This window comes from Micromonospora arborensis (assembly GCF_003205615.1).
Taxonomy (GTDB): Bacteria; Actinomycetota; Actinomycetes; order Mycobacteriales; family Micromonosporaceae; genus Micromonospora; species Micromonospora arborensis.
Genome location: NZ_PYBV01000052.1, coordinates 13,029 through 32,671, shown reverse-complemented (window position 1 = coordinate 32,671; position 19,643 = coordinate 13,029). Strand labels below are relative to the sequence as shown.

The 19,643-nt window shown below is 71.9% G+C and carries 20 protein-coding genes and 1 pseudogene (1 of these 21 only partly in view); 20 read left to right on the top strand and 1 reads right to left on the bottom strand.

Annotated elements, in window-relative coordinates:
• The 16 genes and pseudogenes from C7C45_RS30150 to C7C45_RS30075 all read left to right on the top strand — a co-directional run.
• Positions 1-297 (top strand): annotated as a pseudogene (locus C7C45_RS30150) (tryptophan 2,3-dioxygenase); it begins 592 nt to the left of the window's first position.
• Positions 298-311: 14 nt separating this feature from the next.
• Positions 312-1,592, top strand: coding sequence for a kynureninase (kynU, locus tag C7C45_RS30145; RefSeq protein WP_110567818.1), 1,281 nt, complete (start codon positions 312-314; stop codon positions 1,590-1,592).
• Positions 1,589-2,917: an FAD-dependent oxidoreductase gene (locus C7C45_RS30140; RefSeq protein WP_110567812.1), complete on the top strand. Its 1,329-nt coding sequence runs from the start codon at positions 1,589-1,591 to the stop codon at positions 2,915-2,917. Before kynU ends, C7C45_RS30140 begins: the two co-directional genes overlap by 4 nt.
• Positions 2,918-2,940: 23 nt before the next feature.
• Entirely contained in the window at positions 2,941-4,422 is a 1,482-nt protein-coding gene (locus C7C45_RS30135) for a 2-hydroxymuconic semialdehyde dehydrogenase (protein WP_110567810.1), read from the top strand.
• A 23-nt stretch (positions 4,423-4,445) separates the two neighbouring features.
• Positions 4,446-5,243, top strand: a complete 798-nt coding sequence (locus C7C45_RS30130) for a 2-keto-4-pentenoate hydratase (RefSeq protein WP_110567808.1) — start codon at positions 4,446-4,448, stop codon at positions 5,241-5,243.
• Positions 5,240-6,175: an acetaldehyde dehydrogenase (acetylating) gene (locus tag C7C45_RS30125; RefSeq protein WP_110567806.1), complete on the top strand. Its 936-nt coding sequence runs from the start codon at positions 5,240-5,242 to the stop codon at positions 6,173-6,175. Before C7C45_RS30130 ends, C7C45_RS30125 begins: the two co-directional genes overlap by 4 nt.
• The gene (gene dmpG, locus C7C45_RS30120) at positions 6,172-7,236 is read left to right on the top strand and encodes a 4-hydroxy-2-oxovalerate aldolase (protein WP_110567804.1); all 1,065 of its coding nucleotides are present in this window, start codon (positions 6,172-6,174) and stop codon (positions 7,234-7,236) included. The genes C7C45_RS30125 and dmpG overlap by 4 nt, the downstream gene beginning before the upstream one ends.
• Positions 7,233-8,006 (top strand): 2-keto-4-pentenoate hydratase, encoded by a 774-nt coding sequence (locus C7C45_RS30115; RefSeq protein WP_110567802.1) that lies wholly within the window; start codon positions 7,233-7,235, stop codon positions 8,004-8,006. The genes dmpG and C7C45_RS30115 overlap by 4 nt, the downstream gene beginning before the upstream one ends.
• Before the next feature lie 193 nt (positions 8,007-8,199).
• On the top strand, positions 8,200-8,631 hold the full coding sequence (locus tag C7C45_RS30110; RefSeq protein WP_110567816.1) for a RidA family protein: 432 nt from the start codon (positions 8,200-8,202) through the stop codon (positions 8,629-8,631).
• On the top strand, positions 8,628-9,152 hold the full coding sequence (locus C7C45_RS30105) for a 3-hydroxyanthranilate 3,4-dioxygenase (protein ID WP_110567800.1): 525 nt from the start codon (positions 8,628-8,630) through the stop codon (positions 9,150-9,152). Before C7C45_RS30110 ends, C7C45_RS30105 begins: the two co-directional genes overlap by 4 nt.
• Positions 9,152-10,162 carry an amidohydrolase family protein gene (locus tag C7C45_RS30100; RefSeq protein ID WP_110567798.1) on the top strand — a complete coding sequence of 337 codons (1,011 nt, stop codon included), beginning with the start codon at positions 9,152-9,154 and terminating at the stop codon, positions 10,160-10,162. Before C7C45_RS30105 ends, C7C45_RS30100 begins: the two co-directional genes overlap by 1 nt.
• 28 nt (positions 10,163-10,190) lie before the next feature.
• A complete protein-coding gene (locus C7C45_RS30095; RefSeq protein ID WP_110567796.1) occupies positions 10,191-10,409 on the top strand; it encodes a type II toxin-antitoxin system VapB family antitoxin in 219 nt (72 codons plus the stop codon).
• Entirely contained in the window at positions 10,406-10,834 is a 429-nt protein-coding gene (locus tag C7C45_RS30090) for a PIN domain-containing protein (protein ID WP_110567794.1), read from the top strand. Before C7C45_RS30095 ends, C7C45_RS30090 begins: the two co-directional genes overlap by 4 nt.
• A 55-nt stretch (positions 10,835-10,889) precedes the next feature.
• A complete protein-coding gene (locus tag C7C45_RS30085; RefSeq protein WP_110567792.1) occupies positions 10,890-12,353 on the top strand; it encodes an amidase in 1,464 nt (487 codons plus the stop codon).
• 51 nt (positions 12,354-12,404) lie between these two features.
• Positions 12,405-12,728 carry an aa3-type cytochrome oxidase subunit CtaJ gene (gene ctaJ / locus C7C45_RS30080; protein ID WP_482805347.1) on the top strand — a complete coding sequence of 108 codons (324 nt, stop codon included), beginning with the start codon at positions 12,405-12,407 and terminating at the stop codon, positions 12,726-12,728.
• A complete protein-coding gene (locus tag C7C45_RS30075) occupies positions 12,715-13,122 on the top strand; it encodes a DUF5130 family protein (protein WP_110567788.1) in 408 nt (135 codons plus the stop codon). The genes ctaJ and C7C45_RS30075 overlap by 14 nt, the downstream gene beginning before the upstream one ends.
• Positions 13,123-13,648: 526 nt before the next feature.
• Here the strand turns inward: C7C45_RS30075 and pepN are convergent.
• Positions 13,649-16,198: an aminopeptidase N gene (pepN, locus tag C7C45_RS30070; protein ID WP_110567786.1), complete on the bottom strand. Its 2,550-nt coding sequence runs from the start codon at positions 16,196-16,198 to the stop codon at positions 13,649-13,651.
• Between the two features lie 221 nt (positions 16,199-16,419).
• Here pepN and C7C45_RS30065 point away from each other — a divergent pair, with 221 nt between their 5' ends.
• The 4 genes from C7C45_RS30065 to C7C45_RS30050 all read left to right on the top strand — a co-directional run bounded on the left by C7C45_RS30065 (position 16,420) and on the right by C7C45_RS30050 (position 19,641).
• Positions 16,420-17,046: a mycothiol-dependent nitroreductase Rv2466c family protein gene (locus C7C45_RS30065; RefSeq protein ID WP_110567784.1), complete on the top strand. Its 627-nt coding sequence runs from the start codon at positions 16,420-16,422 to the stop codon at positions 17,044-17,046.
• 193 nt (positions 17,047-17,239) lie between these two features.
• Positions 17,240-17,806: a hypothetical protein gene (locus C7C45_RS30060; RefSeq protein WP_146247447.1), complete on the top strand. Its 567-nt coding sequence runs from the start codon at positions 17,240-17,242 to the stop codon at positions 17,804-17,806.
• 79 nt (positions 17,807-17,885) lie between these two features.
• Complete coding sequence (locus C7C45_RS30055) at positions 17,886-19,085, top strand: DUF1015 family protein (RefSeq protein WP_110567780.1); 1,200 nt, start codon at positions 17,886-17,888, stop codon at positions 19,083-19,085.
• Between the two features lie 88 nt (positions 19,086-19,173).
• On the top strand, positions 19,174-19,641 hold the full coding sequence (locus tag C7C45_RS30050) for a ribose-5-phosphate isomerase (RefSeq protein ID WP_110567778.1): 468 nt from the start codon (positions 19,174-19,176) through the stop codon (positions 19,639-19,641).
• The last annotated feature ends 2 nt before the right edge of the window (positions 19,642-19,643 follow it).

Below are 19,643 nucleotides of genomic sequence, written 5' to 3'. Positions count from 1 at the left end.
GCCGACCTGCTCGACCGGGACGTGTCCGTCGAGCACGACCCCCAGCCGGCGGTCGAGGCGGCCTGGGTGCAGATCTACGGCGACACCGGCCCGGACAACCACCTGCGACTGCTCGGCGAGGCGCTGAGCGGAGTCGCCGAGGAGTTCGGCGACTGGCGCTGGAACCACGTGAAGGCGGTGCAGCGGACGATGGGCGCCAAGGTCGGCAGTGGCGGCTCCGCCGGGCTGGCATGGTTGCAGCGCAGCATGTCCCGGGTGGTCTTCCCGGAGCTGTGGTCGGCCCGTACCGCGATGTGACCGGAGAGCGAGACATGCACACCCCAGAACAAGAGGCGCACCGCCTCGACGAAGCCGACCCCGGCCACCGGCACCTGTTCCACGTGCCACCGGCCGACGGCGGCGACCACCCCGAGTCGGCGTACCTCGCCGGCAACTCGCTCGGCCTGCAACCTCGGGCCACCCGCGACGAACTCCTCGCCGACCTGGACGCCTGGGGGCGGCTCGGTGTCGAGGGGCACCTGGAGGCGGAGCGCGCCTGGCTGCCGTACCACGAGCTGTTGACCGCGCCGGCTGCCCGACTGGTCGGCGGCCGGCCCGCGGAGACCGTGGTGATGAACTCGCTCACGGTGAACCTGCACCTGCTGATGGTCAGTTTCTACCGCCCGGCCGGCACCCGCACCCGGATCGTCATCGAGGACGCCGCGTTCCCCTCGGACAGTTACGCCGTGCGCAGTCAGGCCCGGTTCCACGGCCTCGACCCGGACGACACGGTGATCCGGCTGCGCCCACGCGCCGGCGAGGACGCCCTGCGCACCGAGGACGTGACCGACTACCTGGCCGCCGAGGGCGATCGGGTGGCGCTGGTGCTGCTGGGCGGGGTCAACTACCTGACCGGCGAGCTGCTGGACATCCCGGCGATCACGGCCGCCGGCCGGGCGGCCGGAGCCGTGGTCGGCTGGGACCTCGCCCATGCCGTCGGCAACGTGCCGCTGGCCCTGCACGACTGGGACGTCGACTTCGCCGCCTGGTGCTCCTACAAGTACCTGAACTCGGGGCCGGGCGCCCTGGCGGGCGTCTTCGTGCACGAGCGGCACCTCGGCGATCCCGACCTGCCCCGCTTCGAGGGGTGGTGGAGCACCGCGGCGGCCACCCGCTTCGAGATGACCCCGGTGTCCCGGCCACCCGCCACTGTGGAGGCCTGGCAGATCTCCAACCCGCCGATCTTCGCGATGGGCCCGGTGCGTACCTCGCTGGAGTTGTTCGACACGGTTGGCATGACGGCGCTGCGCGCGCGCAGCCTGCGACTCACCGGCTGGCTGGAGTCACTGCTCGATGAGGTCACCGCTGACCGGCCGCTGCGCGTGGTCACCCCGCGTGACCCGGCCCGGCGGGGCTGCCAACTCTCGGTGCGCATCGGCGCCGGCAGCGCCGCCGAGCTGACCAAACGCCTGCGGTACGAACACGGCGTGATCGCCGACGCCCGTGAGCCGGACGTCGTCCGGTTCGCCCCGGTGCCGCTCTACTCCACGTACCACGACTGCTGGCGGGCAGCCGCCGCGCTCGCGGCGACGGTCGGGCAGGTGGCCTCATGACGTCCCGGCGCGACGAGATCGCGATCATCGGTGCTGGGCTGGCCGGCTGTCTGGCCGCCTGTTTCCTGGCTCGGCGCGGCTACCCGGTGGCCCTCTACGAGCGCCGGTCCGACCCGCGTACCGGCACGACCGAGCGGGGCCGTTCGATCAACCTGGCGCTGTCCGAGCGCGGGTTGGACGCGCTGCGCCGGATCGGGCTGGCCGACCAGGTGATGACCGACGCGTTGCCGATGCGCGGCCGGATGATCCACCCGGTCGAGGGCGAGCAGCAGTTCCAGTCGTACAGCGCCGCCGGTGACCGGGCGATCAACTCGATCAGCCGGGGTGCGCTGAACAACGCCCTGCTGGACGAGGCCGCCGCGCTGCCCGGGGTGCGGATCGTCTTCGACCACCGGCTGGTCGGGCTCGACCCGATCGACGGCACCCTGAGCTTCGAGACCCCGCAGGGCCCGGTCGCCGCCAAGGCGTCGGTCGTGCTGGGTGCCGACGGCGCCGGCTCCGCGGTGCGCGGGCAACTGCTCGCGTACGGGCTGCTGGACGAGAGCGTGGACTTTCTCGACTACGGCTACAAGGAGCTGACGATCCCGGCGCTGGGTGGGGACTTCGCCCTGGACCCGGATGCCCTGCACATCTGGCCGCGCGGCACCTCGATGATGATCGCGCTGCCGAACCCGGACCGCTCCTTCACCTGCACGCTGTTCTGGCCCAACGAGGGCAGCGGAAGCTTCGCGGCACTGGACAGCCCGGCGGCGATCGAAGAGCACTTCACCCAGCACTACCCGGATGTCATCCCGCTGGCGCCGAACCTGGTCGACGACTACCAGCACAACCCGGTGGGCGTGCTCGGCACGGTTCGCTGCACCCCCTGGCAGGTCTACGGGAAGGTCGGGCTGCTCGGCGACGCGGCACACGCGATCGTGCCGTTCTACGGTCAGGGCGCCAACTGCGCGTTCGAGGACGTGGTCGAGCTGGACCGTTGCCTGGACGAGTGCGCCGACGACTGGTTGGGGGCGCTACCGCTGTTCCAGCAACGCCGGCAGGAGAACGCCGAGGCCATCGCGACGATGGCGCTGACCAACTTCGTGGAGATGCGGGACAAGGTCGCCTCCCCGGTCTTCCAGCTCCGCCGCAAGGTGGAGCACGCTCTGGAGCGGGCCCTGCCCGGCCGGTACGTTTCCCAGTACGAGCTGGTGTCCTTCTCCACCACGCCGTACGCCGAGGTGCGCCGCCGGGTCCGACGACAGCACCGGGTACTCGGGGCGGTCGTCGGCGGAGCCGCGTTGCTGGCGGTCGGCGCGGCACTGAGTCGGAGGAGGCGCGGATGACCGGGACCTGGGATCCGCGGTTGATGGCCGGTCACGCGCCGGCCGGGCCGCTGCGGCTGCGCAACTTCGTCGGCGGCGAGTTCGTCGACGGTGGGCCGACGTTCGCCAAGGCCAGCCCGGTCACCGGGGAGCAGGTGTTCGAGGTGGTCGAGGCGTCGAAGTCCACGGTGGACGACGCGGTGGCCGCCGCCCGGGCCGCCCTGCGCGGCCCCTGGGGCCGGATGGGCGAGCGGGAACGCGCCGAGGTGCTGCGCCGGGTCGCCGACGAGTTGGAGCGCCGCTTCGACGACCTGGTCGCCGCCGAGGTCGCCGACACCGGCAAGTCCATCGCCCAGGCTCGCACGCTGGACATCCCGCGCGGCGCGGCGAACTTCCGGGCGTTCGCGGAGATCGTGGCGACCGCGCCCACCGAGTCGTTCACCACCGTCACCCCGACCGGCGGCCGGGCGCTCAACTACGCGCTGCGCAAACCGGTCGGCGTGGTCGCCGTCATCGTGCCGTGGAACCTGCCGCTGCTGCTGCTCACCTGGAAGGTGGCGCCGGCGCTGGCCTGTGGCAACGCCGTCGTGGTCAAGCCCAGCGAGGAGACGCCCGCCTCGGCGACGCTGCTCGCCGAGGTGATGGCCGCCGCGGGCGTACCGGCCGGGGTGTTCAACCTGGTGCACGGGTTCGGGCCCGACTCGGCCGGTGAGTTCCTCACCCGCCACCCGGGGGTCGACGCGATCACCTTCACCGGTGAGTCGGCCACCGGCGGCGCGATCATGCGGGCCGCCGCCGACGGGGTGAAGGCGGTCAGCTTCGAACTGGGCGGCAAGAACGCCGGCCTGGTCTTCGCCGACGCCGACCTGGACGCCGCGGTGGCCGGCTCGATGCGGTCCAGCTTCACCAACGGCGGGCAGGTCTGCCTCTGCACCGAACGCCTCTACGTGCAGCGCCCGGTCTTCGAGGAGTTCACCGCCCGACTCGCCAAGCGGGCAGGCGTTCTGGCGTACGGCTGGCCGACCGACGAGGCCACCGCCACCATGCCGCTGATCTCCCACCAGCACCGGGCGAAGGTGCTCGGCGCGTACGAGCTGGCCCGCGCCGAGGGCGCCGAGGTGCTGACCGGCGGCGGCACGCCCACCTTCGGTGACGCCCGCGACGGCGGGTCGTACGTGCAGCCGACGGTTCTCACCGGGCTCGGCCCCGACGCTCGTACCAACCGGGAGGAGATCTTCGGCCCGGTGGTGCACGTCGCGCCGTTCGACACCGAGGACGAGGCGTACGCGCTCGCGAACGGCACCGAGTACGGCCTGGCGGCGACCGTGTGGACCCGGGACGTGGGCGTCGCGCATCGAGCCGGAGCGCGGCTCGACGCCGGCATCGTCTGGGTCAACACGTGGTTCCTACGCGACCTGCGTACCCCGTTCGGCGGGGTGAAGGCGTCCGGCATCGGCCGCGAGGGCGGCGTGCACTCGTTGAACTTCTACTCCGAACTCACCAACGTCTGCGTGGACCTGTCGTGAACGCACCCCAGCGAGGAGCGGGCATGGAACCTGACATCGAGGCCGCCAACCGGGAGTTGGCCGACGCCCGCAACACCGGCAAGCCGTGCCCACCTCTGCGCGGTCGGTTGCTGCCGGAGGGGGATGTCGAGTCCGCGTACCGTGTGCAGCAGCTCCAGGCGCGGGCCTGGCAGGGCCGCGGCGAACGTCGGGTCGGCGCGAAGATCGGGCTGACCTCCCGGGCGGTGCAGGAGACCTTCGGGGTGTTCCAGCCCGACTTTGGGATGCTGACCGACGCCATGGCGGTCGGCGACGGGGTCGAGGTGGCCATCGACCGGCTGCTCCAGCCGCGGGTCGAGGCGGAGATCGCGTTCGTGCTCGACAAGGACCTCCCGGACCCACAGATCACGACTGTCGACCTGATCCGCGCGGTCGACTACGTGCTGCCGGCGATCGAGATCGTCGACTCGCGCATCGCCGCCTGGGACATCTCCATCGTGGACACGGTCGCCGACAACGCCTCCAGTGGGCTCTTCGTGCTCGGCACGACGCCGCGCCGGCTCAACGACATCGACCTGCGGCTCTGCGGGATGGTGCTGGAACACGCCGGTGAACCGGTCTCGGTGGGCGCGGGCGCGGCCTGCCTGGGTAACCCGCTGCACGCCCTGCAGTGGCTGGCCGGCACCCTCGCACGCGCCGGTGACCCGCTGCGCGCGGGCGACGTGGTGCTCTCCGGTGCGCTCGGCCCGATGGTGCCGGTCACCCCCGGTGCCGCGTACGAGGCGCGGATCTCCGGCCTCGGTTCGGTCCGCACATGTTTTAGCAAGGGGGGCAACCAGTGAGCGTCGGGGTGGCGGTGCTGGGGTCGGGAAACATCGGCACCGACCTGATGATCAAGGTGTTGCGGCTCAGCAGCGAGCTGCGGATGGTGGCGATGGCCGGCATCGACCCGGCGTCCGACGGTCTGGCCCGGGCCCGCCGGCTCGGCGTGGCCACCACCGCCGACGGCGTGGACGGGCTCGTGGCGATGCCCGAGTTCGCCGACGTCGAGCTGGTCTTCGACGCGACCTCGGCCGGCGCGCACCGACGCCACGACGAGGTGCTGCGGGCACACGGCCGTACGATCGTCGACCTGACCCCGGCCGCGCTCGGCCCGTACGTGGTGCCGCCGGTCAACCTCGACGAGCACCTGCACGAGCGCAACGTCAACATGGTGACCTGCGGCGGTCAGGCGACCGTGCCGATCGTCGCCGCCGTCCGCCGGGTCACCCCGGTGGCGTACGGGGAGATCGTCGCGTCCATCGCGTCCCGCTCCGCCGGGCCGGGCACCCGGGCCAACATCGACGAGTTCACCGAGACCACGGCCCGGGCCATCGAGGTCGTCGGTGGTGCCGAGCGGGGCAAGGCGATCATCGTGCTGAACCCGGCGGACCCGCCGCTGCTGATGCGCGACACCGTCTACTGCCTCTGCCCGGACGCCGACGCCGACACCGACGCCATCGCCGCCTCGGTGGCGGACATGGTGGCGTCGGTGCAGGAGTACGTCCCCGGCTACCAGCTCAAGCAGGACGTGCAGTTCGACCGGGTCGAGGCCTACCTGCCGACGCTCGGGCGGCAGCTCACCGCGCTGCAGGTGTCGGTGTTCCTGGAGGTCTCCGGTGCCGGGCACTACCTACCGGCGTACGCCGGCAACCTGGACATCATGACCTCCGCCGCGCTGCGCACCGCCGAGCGGCTGGTCGCCCTGCGTTCTTCGGAGGTGGCCGCGTCATGACCGAGCTGTACATCCAGGACGTGACGCTGCGCGACGGCATGCACGCCATCGCCCACCAGTACACCGTCGAGCAGGTACGCACCATCGCCGCCGCGCTGGACGCCGCCGGTGTCGCCGCCATCGAGGTGGCACACGGTGACGGGCTCGCCGGTTCCAGCGTCAACTACGGCCACGGCGCCGCCAGCGACGCCGAGTGGATCTCCGCCGCCGCCGAGGTGCTGACCACGGCGAAGCTGACCACCCTGCTGCTGCCGGGCATCGGCACGATCGCCGACCTGAAGGCCGCGAAGGCGCTCGGGGTGACAAGCGTCCGGATCGCCACCCACTGCACCGAGGCGGACATCTCCGCCCAGCACATCTCCTGGGCCCGGGAGAACGGCATGGACGTGGCCGGGTTCCTGATGATGTCGCACATGAACGATGCGGCCGGGCTCGCCGGGCAGGCCAAGCTGATGGAGTCGTACGGGGCGCACTGCGTCTACGTCACCGACTCCGGTGGCCGGCTGCTGATGTCCGACGTGGCGCAGCGGGTCGACGCGTACCGGCAGGTCCTGGCGCCGGAGACGCAGATCGGCATCCACGCCCACCACAACCTGTCCCTCGGGGTCGCCAACAGCGTGCTCGCCGTCGAGCACGGCCGGGTCACCGGGTCCGCGCCGGCCGGGCCGGACGCACCGCACGGCCGGACCGTCCGCGTCGACGCGTCCCTCGCCGGCATGGGCGCGGGTGCCGGCAACGCACCGCTGGAGGTCTTCGTCGCGGTCGCCGAGCTGCACGGCTGGAAGCACGGCTGCGACGTGTTCGCCCTGATGGACGCGGCCGACGACATCGTCCGCCCGTTGCAGGACCGGCCGGTCCAGGTGGACCGGGAGACGCTCTCCCTCGGGTACGCGGGGGTCTACTCCAGCTTCCTTCGGCACGCCGAGCGGGCCTCGGCGCGGTACGGCGTGGACGTCCGCTCGATCCTGGTCGAGCTGGGCCGGCGTCGGATGGTCGGCGGCCAGGAGGACATGATCGTGGACGTGGCACTCGACCTGGCCGGCAAGGAGGAGTCCTCATGATTGCACCGGACGTCGCGGGGATCGCCGAGAAGTTGGGCGCGGCTGCCGACGCGGCCACCGCCATCCCACAGCTCGCCGCCGAGACCGGCCTCGACGTGGACACCGCGTACGCCGTGCAGGCCGCCCTGCTCCAGCGTCGCCTCGACGCCGGTCAGCGGCTGGTCGGGCTGAAGATGGGGCTCACCAGCAGGGCGAAGATGGCCCAGGTCGGCGTCGACGAGGTGATCTGGGGGCGGCTCACCGACGCGATGCGGGTGCCCGACGGCGGTGTTGTGGATCCGGCCGCGTACATCCATCCCCGGGTCGAGCCGGAGGTGGCGTTCCTGCTGGACCGGCTGCCCGAGCCGGGTGAACCGGTCGGCGACTTCGCCAACGCGGTCCGCGCGGTCGCCCCGGCCATCGAGCTGATCGACTCCCGGTACGCCGACTTCCGTTTCTCGCTGCCGGACGTGATCGCCGACAACACCTCGGCCGCCGCGTTCGTGATCGGGCCGTGGTCGCCGGTGCCCGCGGGGCTGGACAACCTCGGCGTGCTGCTGGAGGTCGACGGACGGGTGGCGCAGGTCGGCTCGACCGCGGCGATCCTCGGCGATCCGCGCCGGGCCCTCGACGAGGGCATCCGGCTGGCCGGCCGGCACGGGGTACGCCTGGAGTCCGGGTGGGTCTTCCTGGCCGGCGCCGCCACGGCGGCTGTTCCGCTGCGGCCCGGCGCCCACGTCCGTGCCGTCGTGGAGAAGCTCGGCACCGCGTCTCTGCGGGCGTCCTTGTGATCGGCGTGGGGGTTCCGGGCTCCGTCGTGGGCGCGGCCGTGGGGGTTCCGGGCTCCGTCGTGGGCGCGGCCGTGGGGGTTCCGGGCAGCCCGACCGGCTCCGGGCGGTCAGGCTTGATCCCTGCGCCGGTCGGGCTGCCCGGAACCCCTGACCTGGTTGCGGTCCCTACGGCAGTGCCTGGGGGTGAGTGGTCATGAGTGTCGATGGTGCTCGGGTGGTGGCTGGGAAGGCTGTGCCGCGAGGGGCTTTTCCGCACGTCAAGGTCGCGGGCGGGTTCGTCTACGTCTCCGGTACGTCGTCGCGGCGGCCGGACAACAGCTTCGCCGGCGTCTCCGTTGACGAGTTGGGGACGACGAACCTGGACGTCCGGGTGCAGACGCGAGCCGTCATCGAGAACGTGCGGGACCTGCTGCGCTCGGTCGGCGCGGACCTCACCGATCTCGTCCAGGTGACGTCCTACCTGGTCAACATGAACGACTTCGGTGGTTACAACGAGGTGTGGGCGGAGTTCTTCGACGCGTCCGGCCCGACCCGCACGACGGTGGCGGTGCACCAGTTGCCGCACCCGCACCTGCTCATCGAGATCCAGGCCGTGGCCCTTCTTCCCTCGGGAGGTCAGTCGTGAGCGAGATTGCCGAGCCGTTCAGCTTTCCAGGATGGATCGCGGACAACCAGCACCTGCTGAAGCCGCCGGTGGGCAACAAGGAGATGTTCCCCGGCGGGGACGACTTCATCGTGATGGTGGTGGGCGGGCCCAACCAGCGCACCGACTTCCACGTGGACCCGTACGAGGAGTTCTTCTACCAGGTCAAGGGCAACATGCACATCAACCTGATGACCCCGGAGGGGCCGCGCACGGTGCACGTGCGTGAGGGCCAGATGTGGATGCTGCCGCGCAACACCCCACACTCGCCGCAGCGGCCCGAGGCCGGCTCGATCGGTGTGGTCGTCGAGCGGGTCCGGGAGGAGGGCACGCTGGAGACGTTCCAGTGGTACTGCCCCGGGTGCGGCAACAAGGTGCACGAGGTGGAGTTGCAGGTCCGCGACATCGCCGCGGACCTGCCGCCGGTGTTCCAGGCGTTCTACACCGACGAGCAGGCGCGCACCTGCGCCAACTGCGGCACCCTGCACCCGGGCAAGGGCTGATGTCCACAGGTGCGGTGGACGTGCACACGCACGTCGTACCGAAGGGTTGGCCGGACCTCGGCGCGGCGTGCGGCGGGTCCGGCTGGCCGTGGTTGCGGGTCGACTCCGAGCGGGCCGCCATGATCATGGTGGGGGAGACCGAGTTCCGCCCGGTCGGCGCCGAGTGCTGGGACGCGTCGCGCCGACTGGCCGACATGGACGCCGACGGTGTGGACGTGCAGGTGGTCTCGCCGACGCCGGTCTTCTTCAGCTACGACCGCCCGGCCGACCAGGCGGTGAAGGTAGCCCGGATCTTCAACGACCTGACCCTGGAGGTCACCGCGGCCGGCGGTGACCGGCTGGTGCCGTTCTGCCAGGTGCCCCTGCAGGACCCGGACGCCGCCTGCGCCGAGCTTGATCGCAGCCTGGCAGCCGGGCACGTGGGCGTGGAGATCGGCAACCACGTCGGCGACCGGGACCTCGACGACGCGGGAGTGGTCACCTTCCTCCAGCACTGTGCCCAGGTGGGGGCGCCCGTCTTCGTCCACCCGTGGGACATGCCCGGCGGTCCCCGGCTGGACCGGTGGATGGCCCGTTGGCTCACCGGGATGCCGGCCGAGACGCACCTGTCGGTGCTGGCGATGATCCTGGGCGGCGTCTTCGACCGGGTGCCGGAGACGCTGCGGATCTGCTTCGCGCACGGTGGGGGCAGCTTCCCGTTCTGGCTCGGCCGCGCCGACAACGCCTGGCACCGCCGCGGGGACCTGGTCCGTGGCGCGTCCGCCGCCCCGCCCAGCAGCTACGTCGACCGGTTCAGCGTCGACTCGGTGGTCTTCGCGGCACCCGCGCTGCGGCTGCTGGTCGACACGATGGGGGAGGACCGGGTGCTGGTCGGCAGCGACTACCCGTACCCGTTGGGCGAACGCCCGGCCGGCGCGGTGGTCCGCGACGCCGACTTCCTCACCGACGACCAGCGGGACAAGCTCCTGGCCACCAACGCCCTGCGCTTCCTCGGCGAGTTGGGTATATAAAGAACGCCTTCGTAGATATACTCGGCGCATGAAGACTGTTATCGATCTTGACGATGAGCTGCTCGACCGAGCCCGCCGTGAGCTGGGCACCAAGAGCAAGAAGGACACCATCCATGCCGCGTTACGCCTGGTCGCCGAGCGGAGTGTGCGTGCGCAGGCCGTCCGGGAGCTGCTCTCGATCGACCAGGACTGGACCGGCCTGCTCGAGGACGACAAGACACCGCGCGGCGAGCAAAACGCCGCATGATCCTACCGGCCGGGCTCTACGTCATCGATACGTCGGCGTGGAGTCGCCGACGTCAGCCGATCGTAGGTAAGCGAATCACGACGATCCTCGAGGAAGGGCTCGCCGCGACCTGCGTACCGCTCGATCTCGAGAACGGGCGAAGTGCCCGCAACTTCCGGGACGCCATGACGATGCGCGCGCGCCGAGCGGAGCTAATGATCGACCTTCCGATCACCCTGGCCGTCGCCACCCGGGCACGTGACCTGCAACTGGCGCTGACAGGTCGTGGCCATCATCGGGCGCCCAGCCCCGTTGACCTCCTAGTGGCGGCCGCCGCTGCCGAATACTCCGCGACTGTCCTGCACTACGACCGGGATTTCGATCTGATCAGTGACGTCGGTGGGCCGCGCAGTGAATGGGTGGCGCCCGCGGGCACGCTCAGCTGATCCGAGGACGTCGTGTCGGAGGCCGGTAGCCGGTCGCAGCGGGCAGGATGACGGGATGGCCGAGCCGCACGACCTGACCGCGTTGGAGCAGGCCGCCGCGATCGCCCGCGGCGAGCTGTCCAGCGTCGACCTGGTCGAGCACTACCTGCGCCGGGTCGCGGCGCTCGGTGACACCGTGGGCGCGTTCGTCACCGTCACACCGGAGCTGGCCCGCGAGGCCGCCCGCGCCGCCGACGCCGCGCCGGTCGAAGGGCGCGGCCCGCTGCACGGCGTACCGACCGCGATCAAGGACCTGACGCTCACCGCCGGTGTCCGCACCACCTTCGGCTCGGCCGCCTTCGTCGACTTCGTTCCGCCGGTCGACGCCGACGTGGTGCGGCTCATCAAGGCCGCCGGTCTGGTCAGCCTGGGCAAGACGACCACCTCCGAGTTGGGCTGCTCGCTCTACTCGGAGGGCCGGGTCGCGCCCCCGGCCCGCAATCCGTGGCAGCTGGCGTACACCGCCGGCGGTTCCAGTGGCGGCGCGGCGGCGGCGGTGGCGACCGGGCTGGTCCCGGTCGCCCAGGGGTCCGATGGTGGCGGCTCGCTGCGCATCCCGGCGTCGCTCTGCGGCCTCGTCGGCTACAAGCCCAGCCGCGGCCTGGTCTCCGGTGGGCCGCTCGGCTCCGGCGCGTTCGGCCTACCCACCAGCGGCCCGCTCGGGCGGACCGTCACCGATGCCGCCGCGTTGCTCGACGTCATGGCCGTCCCGGTCCCCGGCGAGCCCTACCTGTCACCGCCGGCGCCGCCCGGCGGCTACCTGACGGCCGCGCGTCGGGCCGAGCCCGGGCCGCTGCGGATCGGCCGGTTCACCACGCCGATGCTCGCCGACGAGCCGGTGCACCCCGACTGCGTGGCCGCCGTGGACCGGGCCACCGAGCTGCTCACCGCGGCCGGGCACGAGGTGGTCGAGGTGCCGCCGCCGCTCGGGCCGGCGGCGTGGCCGCTCTTCGAAACCCTCTGGTACGTGCTGGCGCTCACCCCGGTGCCCCCGCACCGCGAAGCGGAGCTGCTGCCGCTGACCCGGCTGCTGCGCGCTCGGGGCGCCGAGGTCTCCGCCGGCACCCTGGCCGCCACTCTCGCTGAGCTGCAGGCGCAGGTACGCCTCGGTGCCCGTCGCACCGCCGGCTGCGACCTCCTGCTCTGTCCCACCCTGGCCGCCCCGCAGGCGCCCGTCGGCTGGTTCACCGCCGACGGTGACCCGGCAGCGGACTTCGACCGGCAACGCCGCTTCTCGCCCTACTGCGCCATTTTCAACGTCACCGGCGATCCCTCCGTCTCCCTTCCGCTCGGCACCACCTCCGACGGACTGCCCGTCGGGGTGCTGCTCACGGGCCGGTACGGCGACGACGCGCGGCTCATCGCTACCGCTGCGCAACTGGAGAACTCCAGTGACGGATGGGATCGGCACCCCGCAATCTGGCGGGCCGTCGACTCCGCTAACGTGAATGGTGACGGAGTCGGGCGGTCGGCATCATGATCGTCCATCCGACCCGGTTTTTCGAGGTCGTCCTTCTTCCGCCTGGGGGCGTTGGGATTGTCTGTTACCGAGACGTTGCTGGTCTTCGTCGGCATCCCGGTGGCCGCGGTGCTGGTCATCGCCGGCCTGTCGTACGCCGGTAGCCGTGGTGGTGCCACCACCGGCGGTGGCGGCGGCGCCAAGCGCTACCGGCCGGGCCGGCCCTTCGACTTCACTCCGGTCTGGTTCCTGGGCCGCCCGGAGCAGCTGGCCGACTCGGCCGGCACCGCGCTGACGGCGGGGGCGCAGGCGCCCGCGTTGACCAGCCACAAGCTTGAGCAGGCCAGCGTCGAGGCGCCGGCCGGTGGAACCGGAGGCGCAAGTGACCGTTGGTGAGAAGCAGGCCGGGTCGGAAAATCCGCCCGAGGTGCTCGACGGGCCGTTCTCAACCCGCCAGCTGCTGCGCATCGACGAGGCGCTGCGTCTGGCCGACCGGGGCACCGGGCTGGTCTTCTCGGTGTTCGTCGGCGGTCTCGACGAGCCCATCCGCGAGCACGCCCAGCGGCTGCACCGCCAGCTCGCCGACCCCGACAAGTCGGTGCTGATCGCCGTGTCACCCAACCAGCGTCAGCTGGAGGTCGTCACCGGGCGCTACGCCCGCAAGCGCATCCCCGACACGTACGCGAAGCTGGCCGCGCTCTCCATGGTCGGCGCATTCAGCGGCGGCGACCTGGCCGGCGGCATCATCAACGGCCTCGACCAGCTCGCCAGCCACGCCGGCAAGGGCTGAGCCCTCCACCCACACACCACCCGCTCCACCCCAAGCGTCGCCACGCGCGCCGCGCCGTGCGGGCTGTGTCGTGCGGGCCGTGCCGTGTCGCGCGGGCGGGCCGTGCCGTGCGGGCGGGCGGGCCGTGCCGTGTCGTGCGGGCCGCGCGGCGTCGTGCGGGCCGCGCCTCGCCTCGCCTCGCCTCGCCTCGCAAGATCGTGCTGGATCCATGAAGTAGGGGCCTCCGACGTGTCGGAGGCCCCTACTTCCATGTTCGAGCGTGATCTTGCGGGGTGGGCCTGATCATCGCGGCCAAGCGCGCTGGGTGAGCACCACCGGGCGATGATCCACTCCATCTCGGCGATGTGGGGGCATCCGGCCGCCCGGACACCCCCACATCGGCGTTATGAAGTGGATCAAACGAGCCGTGCTGGCCTGGGCGGCGCGGGCTTGCACCGCGTTGGCCCGGGAAGCGACGCGGGCTCGCGTTGGCGCCGGGGTCGGCGCGGGCTTGCGCCCACGCCGGCACGGGCCGCGTACTCCCTGGTCAGCTCTGCTGGGCGTCCTTCGCGCGGGCCTTCAGCGCCCGCACCACGCCGTCGCGGCCCTCCGCCACCAGCCGGCGCAGCGGGGCGGGGTGCCCGTCACCGGCCAGCCACGCGTCGGTGGCCGCCACCGTGTCGTCCTCCACCAGGTAGGTCGGGTACGCGAGCTGGGCGAACTCCTGTGCCGGCTCGCTGTCCCGGGTGGCCCACACCTGGCCGACCACCGCGAAGTACCGTTCGCGGTACGGGGCGACCAGCTCGACCTGCGCCGGGTGGGCGAGACCCTGCAGGAGCGCCCGGTGGCGCCAGTTGGGCAGCGCGTCCGGGCCGGTCAGCAGCGCCCAGACGGCCGCCTTGTTCTCTGCCGTCGGCACCAGCGCGTGGGCGTACGCCGCCTCCCGCTCGCCGCTGGCGGTGCGGTCGTTGACCAGTTCCGCCTCGATCTCGGCGGTGCCGGCCGCGCCGTTGGCCACCAGGGCGGCGAGAACCGACCAGCGCAGCTCGGTGTCCACGGTCAGGCCGGCGGGCGCACCGGTGCCGTCCAGCCAGCCGCGCAGCGTGGCCAGGTCGTCCTCGGAGCGGGCCGCCGAGGCGTACGCACGGGCCCAGGCGAGCTGGAAACCGCTGCCGGGCTCGGCGGCGGCGAGCGCGTCACGGGCGGTACGCGCCAGCTCGGCCCAGCCGGTCGGCGCCCAGGCCGGGTCGGCGTAGAGGGCGATCGCGGTGGTCGCCTGGCGCAGGGTCGCGGTGACCAGGTTGATGTCGGTCTCCGCGGGGAGCCCGGCCAGCGCCAGCGCCACATAGTCGCGGGCCGACAGTTCGGCGTCGCGGGTCATATCCCAAGCCGCGGTCCAGCACAGTGCCCGCGCCAGCGACGACTCGAAGCCACCGATGTGCTGCACCACGGTCGCCATCGAGCGCTCGTCGAGACGCAGCTTGGTGTAGCTCAGGTCGTCGTCGTTGAGCAGCAGCACATCGGCGGCCCGCTTGCCGCGCAGCTCGGCGAGGTCGGTCCGCTCGCCGGTCACGTCGACCTCGTGCCGTTCGCGGCGGACCAGCCGCCCGTCGGTCAGGTCGTACAGGCCCACGCCGATCCGGTGCGTACGCAGGGTCGGGTACGCGGCTGGCGCCTCCTGCCGCACCACCACCTGCTCGTACGTCCCGTCCGCGCCAATCGTCACCTCGGGTCGCAGCGTGTTGACCTGTGCGGTCTCCAGCCACTGCGCGGCGAACTTGCGCAGTTCCCGGCCGGACGCGGCCTCCAACTCGGTGAGCAGGTCGTCGAAGGTGGCGTTGCCCCAGGCGTGCTTGCCGAAGTAGGCCCGCAGACCGGCGACGAACGGCTCCTCACCCACGTACGCGACGAGCTGCTTGAGCACGCTCGCGCCCTTGGCGTACGTGATGCCGTCGAAGTTGACCTCGACGGCCTCCATGTCCGGCATCTCGGTGTAGACCGGGTGGGTGGAGGAGAGCTGGTCCTGCCGGTAGCCCCAGTTCTTCCGGATGGACAGGAACGTCGTCCACGCCTCGTTGAACCGGGTCGCGTGGGTGTTGCACCAGTGGCTGGCCCACTCGGCGAACGACTCGTTCAGCCACAGGTCGTTCCACCAGCGCATGGTGACCAGGTCGCCGAACCACATGTGGGCCAGCTCGTGCAGGATCGTGTTGGCCCGCTGCTCGTACTCGAAGTTGGTGACCTGCGAGCGGAACAGGTAGTGCGACTCGGCGTGCGTCACGCAGCCGAAGTTCTCCATCGCGCCGGCGTTGAAGTCGGGCACCCAGAGCTGGTCGTACTTCGGCAGGGGGTAGCGCACGCCGAACTTCTCGTGGAAGAAGTCGAAGCCCTGCTTGGTGACCAGGAAGAGGTCGTCGGAGTCCAGGTACTGCGCCATCGACGCCCGGCAGAACACCCCCAGGTCGATGCCGTCGTGACTGTCGCGCACCTCGTGGTACGGCCCGGCGCACATCGCCGTGATGTAGGTGCTCATCCGGGGCGACTCGGCGAAGTGCAGCGTCTTGAGCCCCTCACCTGCCGGTTCCGTACGCTGCACGGGCATGTTGGACACCGCGCGCCAGTGCGCGGGCACGGTGGCGTGCCAGGTGTAGACGCTCTTCAGGTCGGGCTGGTCGAAGCAGGCGAACACCCGCTGCGCGTCGGCCGTCTCGAACTGGCTGTAGAGGTAGGTCTCGCCGTCCACGGGGTCGACCGTGCGGTGCAGACCCTGGCCGCTGTTGGAGTAACCGAAGTCGGCTTCGACCACCAGGGTGTTGTCGCTCTCCAGGCCGGACAGGACGAGGCCCTTCTCGGCCGACCAGTCGGAGAGGTCAACCGCCGCGCCGTTCAGGGTCGCGGAACGCACCGACTCGGCGGCCAGCTCGATGAACGTGCTCGCGCCCGGCTCGGCGCAGCGGAACCGGACCTCGGTCGTCGACCGGAACGTGCTGCCGTCGGCCGCCAGCACGGCGCTCGACAGGTCCAGACTGATGTCGTACCCCGTCACGTCGAGTAGGCGGGCCCGCTCGGTCGCCTCGACCTGCGTCAGGTTGCGCACTCCCGGCACTGTTCGTCTCCATCCCACAATTCGCCGCACGCCCGGCGGCGCCCGTTCGCCAACCGCTCGTGGCGGCAGCCCGATCCGAGTCTTCCACGTACGGGCAGCCTGCGGTGGCCGAGGTCACGCTCTCATTCGGGTGCCGGTCGATGCACTGCGGGGTGAAGATTCTCGGGAGACGTCGGGCTTCCGGCGTCACCCCGCCGCGAAGGGACCTCACCGTGAGCGATCGTGTCACCGCCGACATGTGGTTCGACCCGGCCTGCCCGTGGGCGTGGATCACGTCCCGCTGGCTGCTCGAGGTCGAGCAGGTCCGGGACGTGGACATTCGGTTCCACGTGATGAGCCTGGCCGTGCTCAACGACGGCCGGGACGAGTTGCCAGAGGAGTACAAGACGTTCCTGAAGACCGCCTGGGGCCCGGTGCGGGTCTGCATCGCCGCCGAGCAGCGGTACGGCAACGACGCCCTGCGTCCGCTCTACACCGCGCTCGGCACCCGGATCCACCTCGGTAAGGAGGAGCGGGGCCAGGAGCTCTACGTCGCCGCGTTGACCGATGCCGGCCTGGACCCGGCGCTGGCCGCGGCCGCCGACAGCACCGACTACGACGAGGCGCTGCGGGCCAGCCACGAGGCCGGTATGCGCCCGGTCGGGCAGGACGTCGGCACCCCGGTCGTGCACGCGCCCGGCCCGGACGGCACCCCGGTCGCGTTCTTCGGCCCGGTGATCACCCCGGCGCCGAAGGGGGAGGCCGCCGGCCGACTCTGGGACGGCGTACTGCTGGTCGCCGGCACCCCGGGCTTCTACGAGCTCAAGCGCACCCGGGTGCAGGGCCCGATCTTCGACTGAAGGGTCCGGAGGGGTCCCCTGTCGCGGGTGAACAGGGGACCCTTCCGACCGCGTACCGCACGATGCCTCGCTCGGCGTGTCGCGGCACAGCGGTGCCTGCCCCCGTCACCGGGAGACCGTTGGGCTCGTTGGCCTGCATGTCCGCCGCAGCGACCCGCAGGGCCGCACCCCGCAGCTCGTGGAGGCATTCCCGATGGCCAAGCACCGTGCGTCCGGTGACGATCAGCTGACCCGGCAGGGGGTGATCGAGACTCCCGGCGCGGCCTACTGGTCGGTCGACGACTCCCGCTGGCCGACGGTCCGCCCCGACCTGCCCGCCCACGTGGCGGACCTGCTCGCCCCGCCCATCGTGGTCGGCGTGGCCCGGGTTCCGGTGACGTCCCGCCTGACCCCGCCCGCCGATGACGCGTCGGCCGATGCTCCGGCACCGACTGATCCCGGGTCGCCGGTTCTTGAGTCTCTGCCGCCGGTTCCGGTCGTGGCTGCCCTCGTACCGTCGGCTCCGGTCCTTCCGTCGGCGGCCGCGCCGGCCGAGCCCGCCCCGCCGCCGCCGGCACCGACCACCCCGCGTCCGGTGCCGACGCCGCCGCTGAGCCCGCGGCCCGTCCCGTCGCCGCCTCCCGAGCGTCCGGTGCCGGGGCCGCCCGCGTCGCCCCGCCGCGCGGTGAACACCGGGCCGGCCGTGACCGGCCGACGGGGCAACGGCGGGCCGACGACGGCCGGCAGGCACCGCCGGGGCGCGTCCGACCGCGCCAGCTGACCGACCCGGCACTTTCATCTGGTGGACGCCACGCGGGTCCCCGTCGGTGACGACGTCGTCGCCGGTAGCGTCAGTGGGCATGACGGTCGTGCATCCGATCTCCCGGGCCTGGGTCACCACTGGTGGCACCGGTGCGCAAAATTACGACGAGTTCGCCGATGACGCGGAGATCACCGCGATCATCGAGGCCAACCCGCAGAGCGCTCTCGGCATCGAGATGCCGCATCGCGCCCCGCAGAGTCTGGGCAAGTCGTTCCTCGACGCGCTGCCGGACGCGGTGGCCCGCCTCGCCGAGGCCAAGGCCGATGGCAGTTACACCCCCGCCGAGCAGGTGGTGGTGCTCTACCGGATCAGCGCGCCCGGCGAGGAGCCGGCGTACGGGCTGTTCGCGATGGTGGACACCGACCAGATCTCCACCCGGGCCGACGAGCCGGGCCTGGTGATCCGCAACGAGGACGTCTTCATCGCCAAGGTCCGCGAGCGGGTGGCGCTGGCCGAGGCGTTGGGCCACCTGCTCTCGCCGGTGCTCCTGCTGCAGACCGGGCGTGGCGACGAGCTGCACGCCGCCCTCGCGGCGGCGACGGACACGGCCGGCGCTCCCGCCGCGACGGACACCGACCAGGCGGGGCGCACGCACGCCATCTGGCTGCTCGGCCCCGGCCCGGAACAGGCCACGTTGACCGCCCTCGCCGGTGGTGGGGAGCTGGTCGTCGCCGACGGTAACCACCGCAGCCTGGCCGCCCAGACCGGCGGGCTGCCGCGCTTCCTGGCCGTGATCACCACCCCCGCGTCGGTCGCCATCCAGCCGTACAACCGGCTGGTCAGCGAGCTGACCACCACACCGGCCGAGCTGCTCGACCGGCTGCGGGCCGCGGGCGCCGAGGTCGAGCCGATCGACGGCCCGGTCGAGGTCCCGGCGACCGGCGGCACCGTGCACCTTCGCCTCGACGGTCAGGGGTACGCGGTGCGCCTGCCCGCCACGGCCGCGGGTGACCTGGAGAACCTGGACCACGCCCTGGTCGAGCGGCTGCTGCTGCGCGACGCGCTCGGGCTGGACCCGGGCGACAAGCGGATCACCTACGTCGGCGGTGACTACCCGGCAAGCTGGCTCACCGGTGAGGTCGACGCCGGGCGGGCGGAGCTGGCCGTTCTGATCGCGCCGGTGACCGTGGACGACTTCGTCGCGGTCAATCTGGCCCGGGAGAAGATGCCCCGCAAGAGCACCTGGTTCACTCCGAAGGCGCGCGGCGGTCTGGTCGTCGCCGAGCTGCCGCGCTGAGCGACCGCACGCCCGACCGTGTGACGAACCCGGCTCTCCGACGCTGCCCGTGCGGCGTCGGAGAGCGCGGCCTGACAGACTGCCCGGTATGCGCGTCTACCTGGGATCCGATCACGCCGGTTTCGAGTTGAAGGTGCACCTGGCCAATCACCTGGCCATGCAGGGGTACGACGTGGTCGACGTCGGCCCGCACGGCTACGACCCGGACGACGACTACCCGACGTTCTGCCTGCATACCGGCGACCAGGTGGTGGCCGACGAGACGGGCCTCGGGGTGGTCATCGGTGGGTCCGGCAACGGTGAGCAGATCGCCGCGAACAAGGTTGCCGGGGTCCGCGCCGCGTTGGCCTGGAGCGTGGAGACCGCTCAGTTGGCCCGCCAGCACAACGACGCGAACGTGGTCGCGGTCGGCGCCCGCCAGCACACTTTGGACGAGGCCACCGGCATCGTCGAGGCGTTCCTGAGCACGCCGTTCTCCGGCAACGAGCGGCATGCCCGTCGGATCGCCCAGGTGGCCGAGTACGAGCGCACCCGGCAGCTGCCCGACCTGCCCTGACC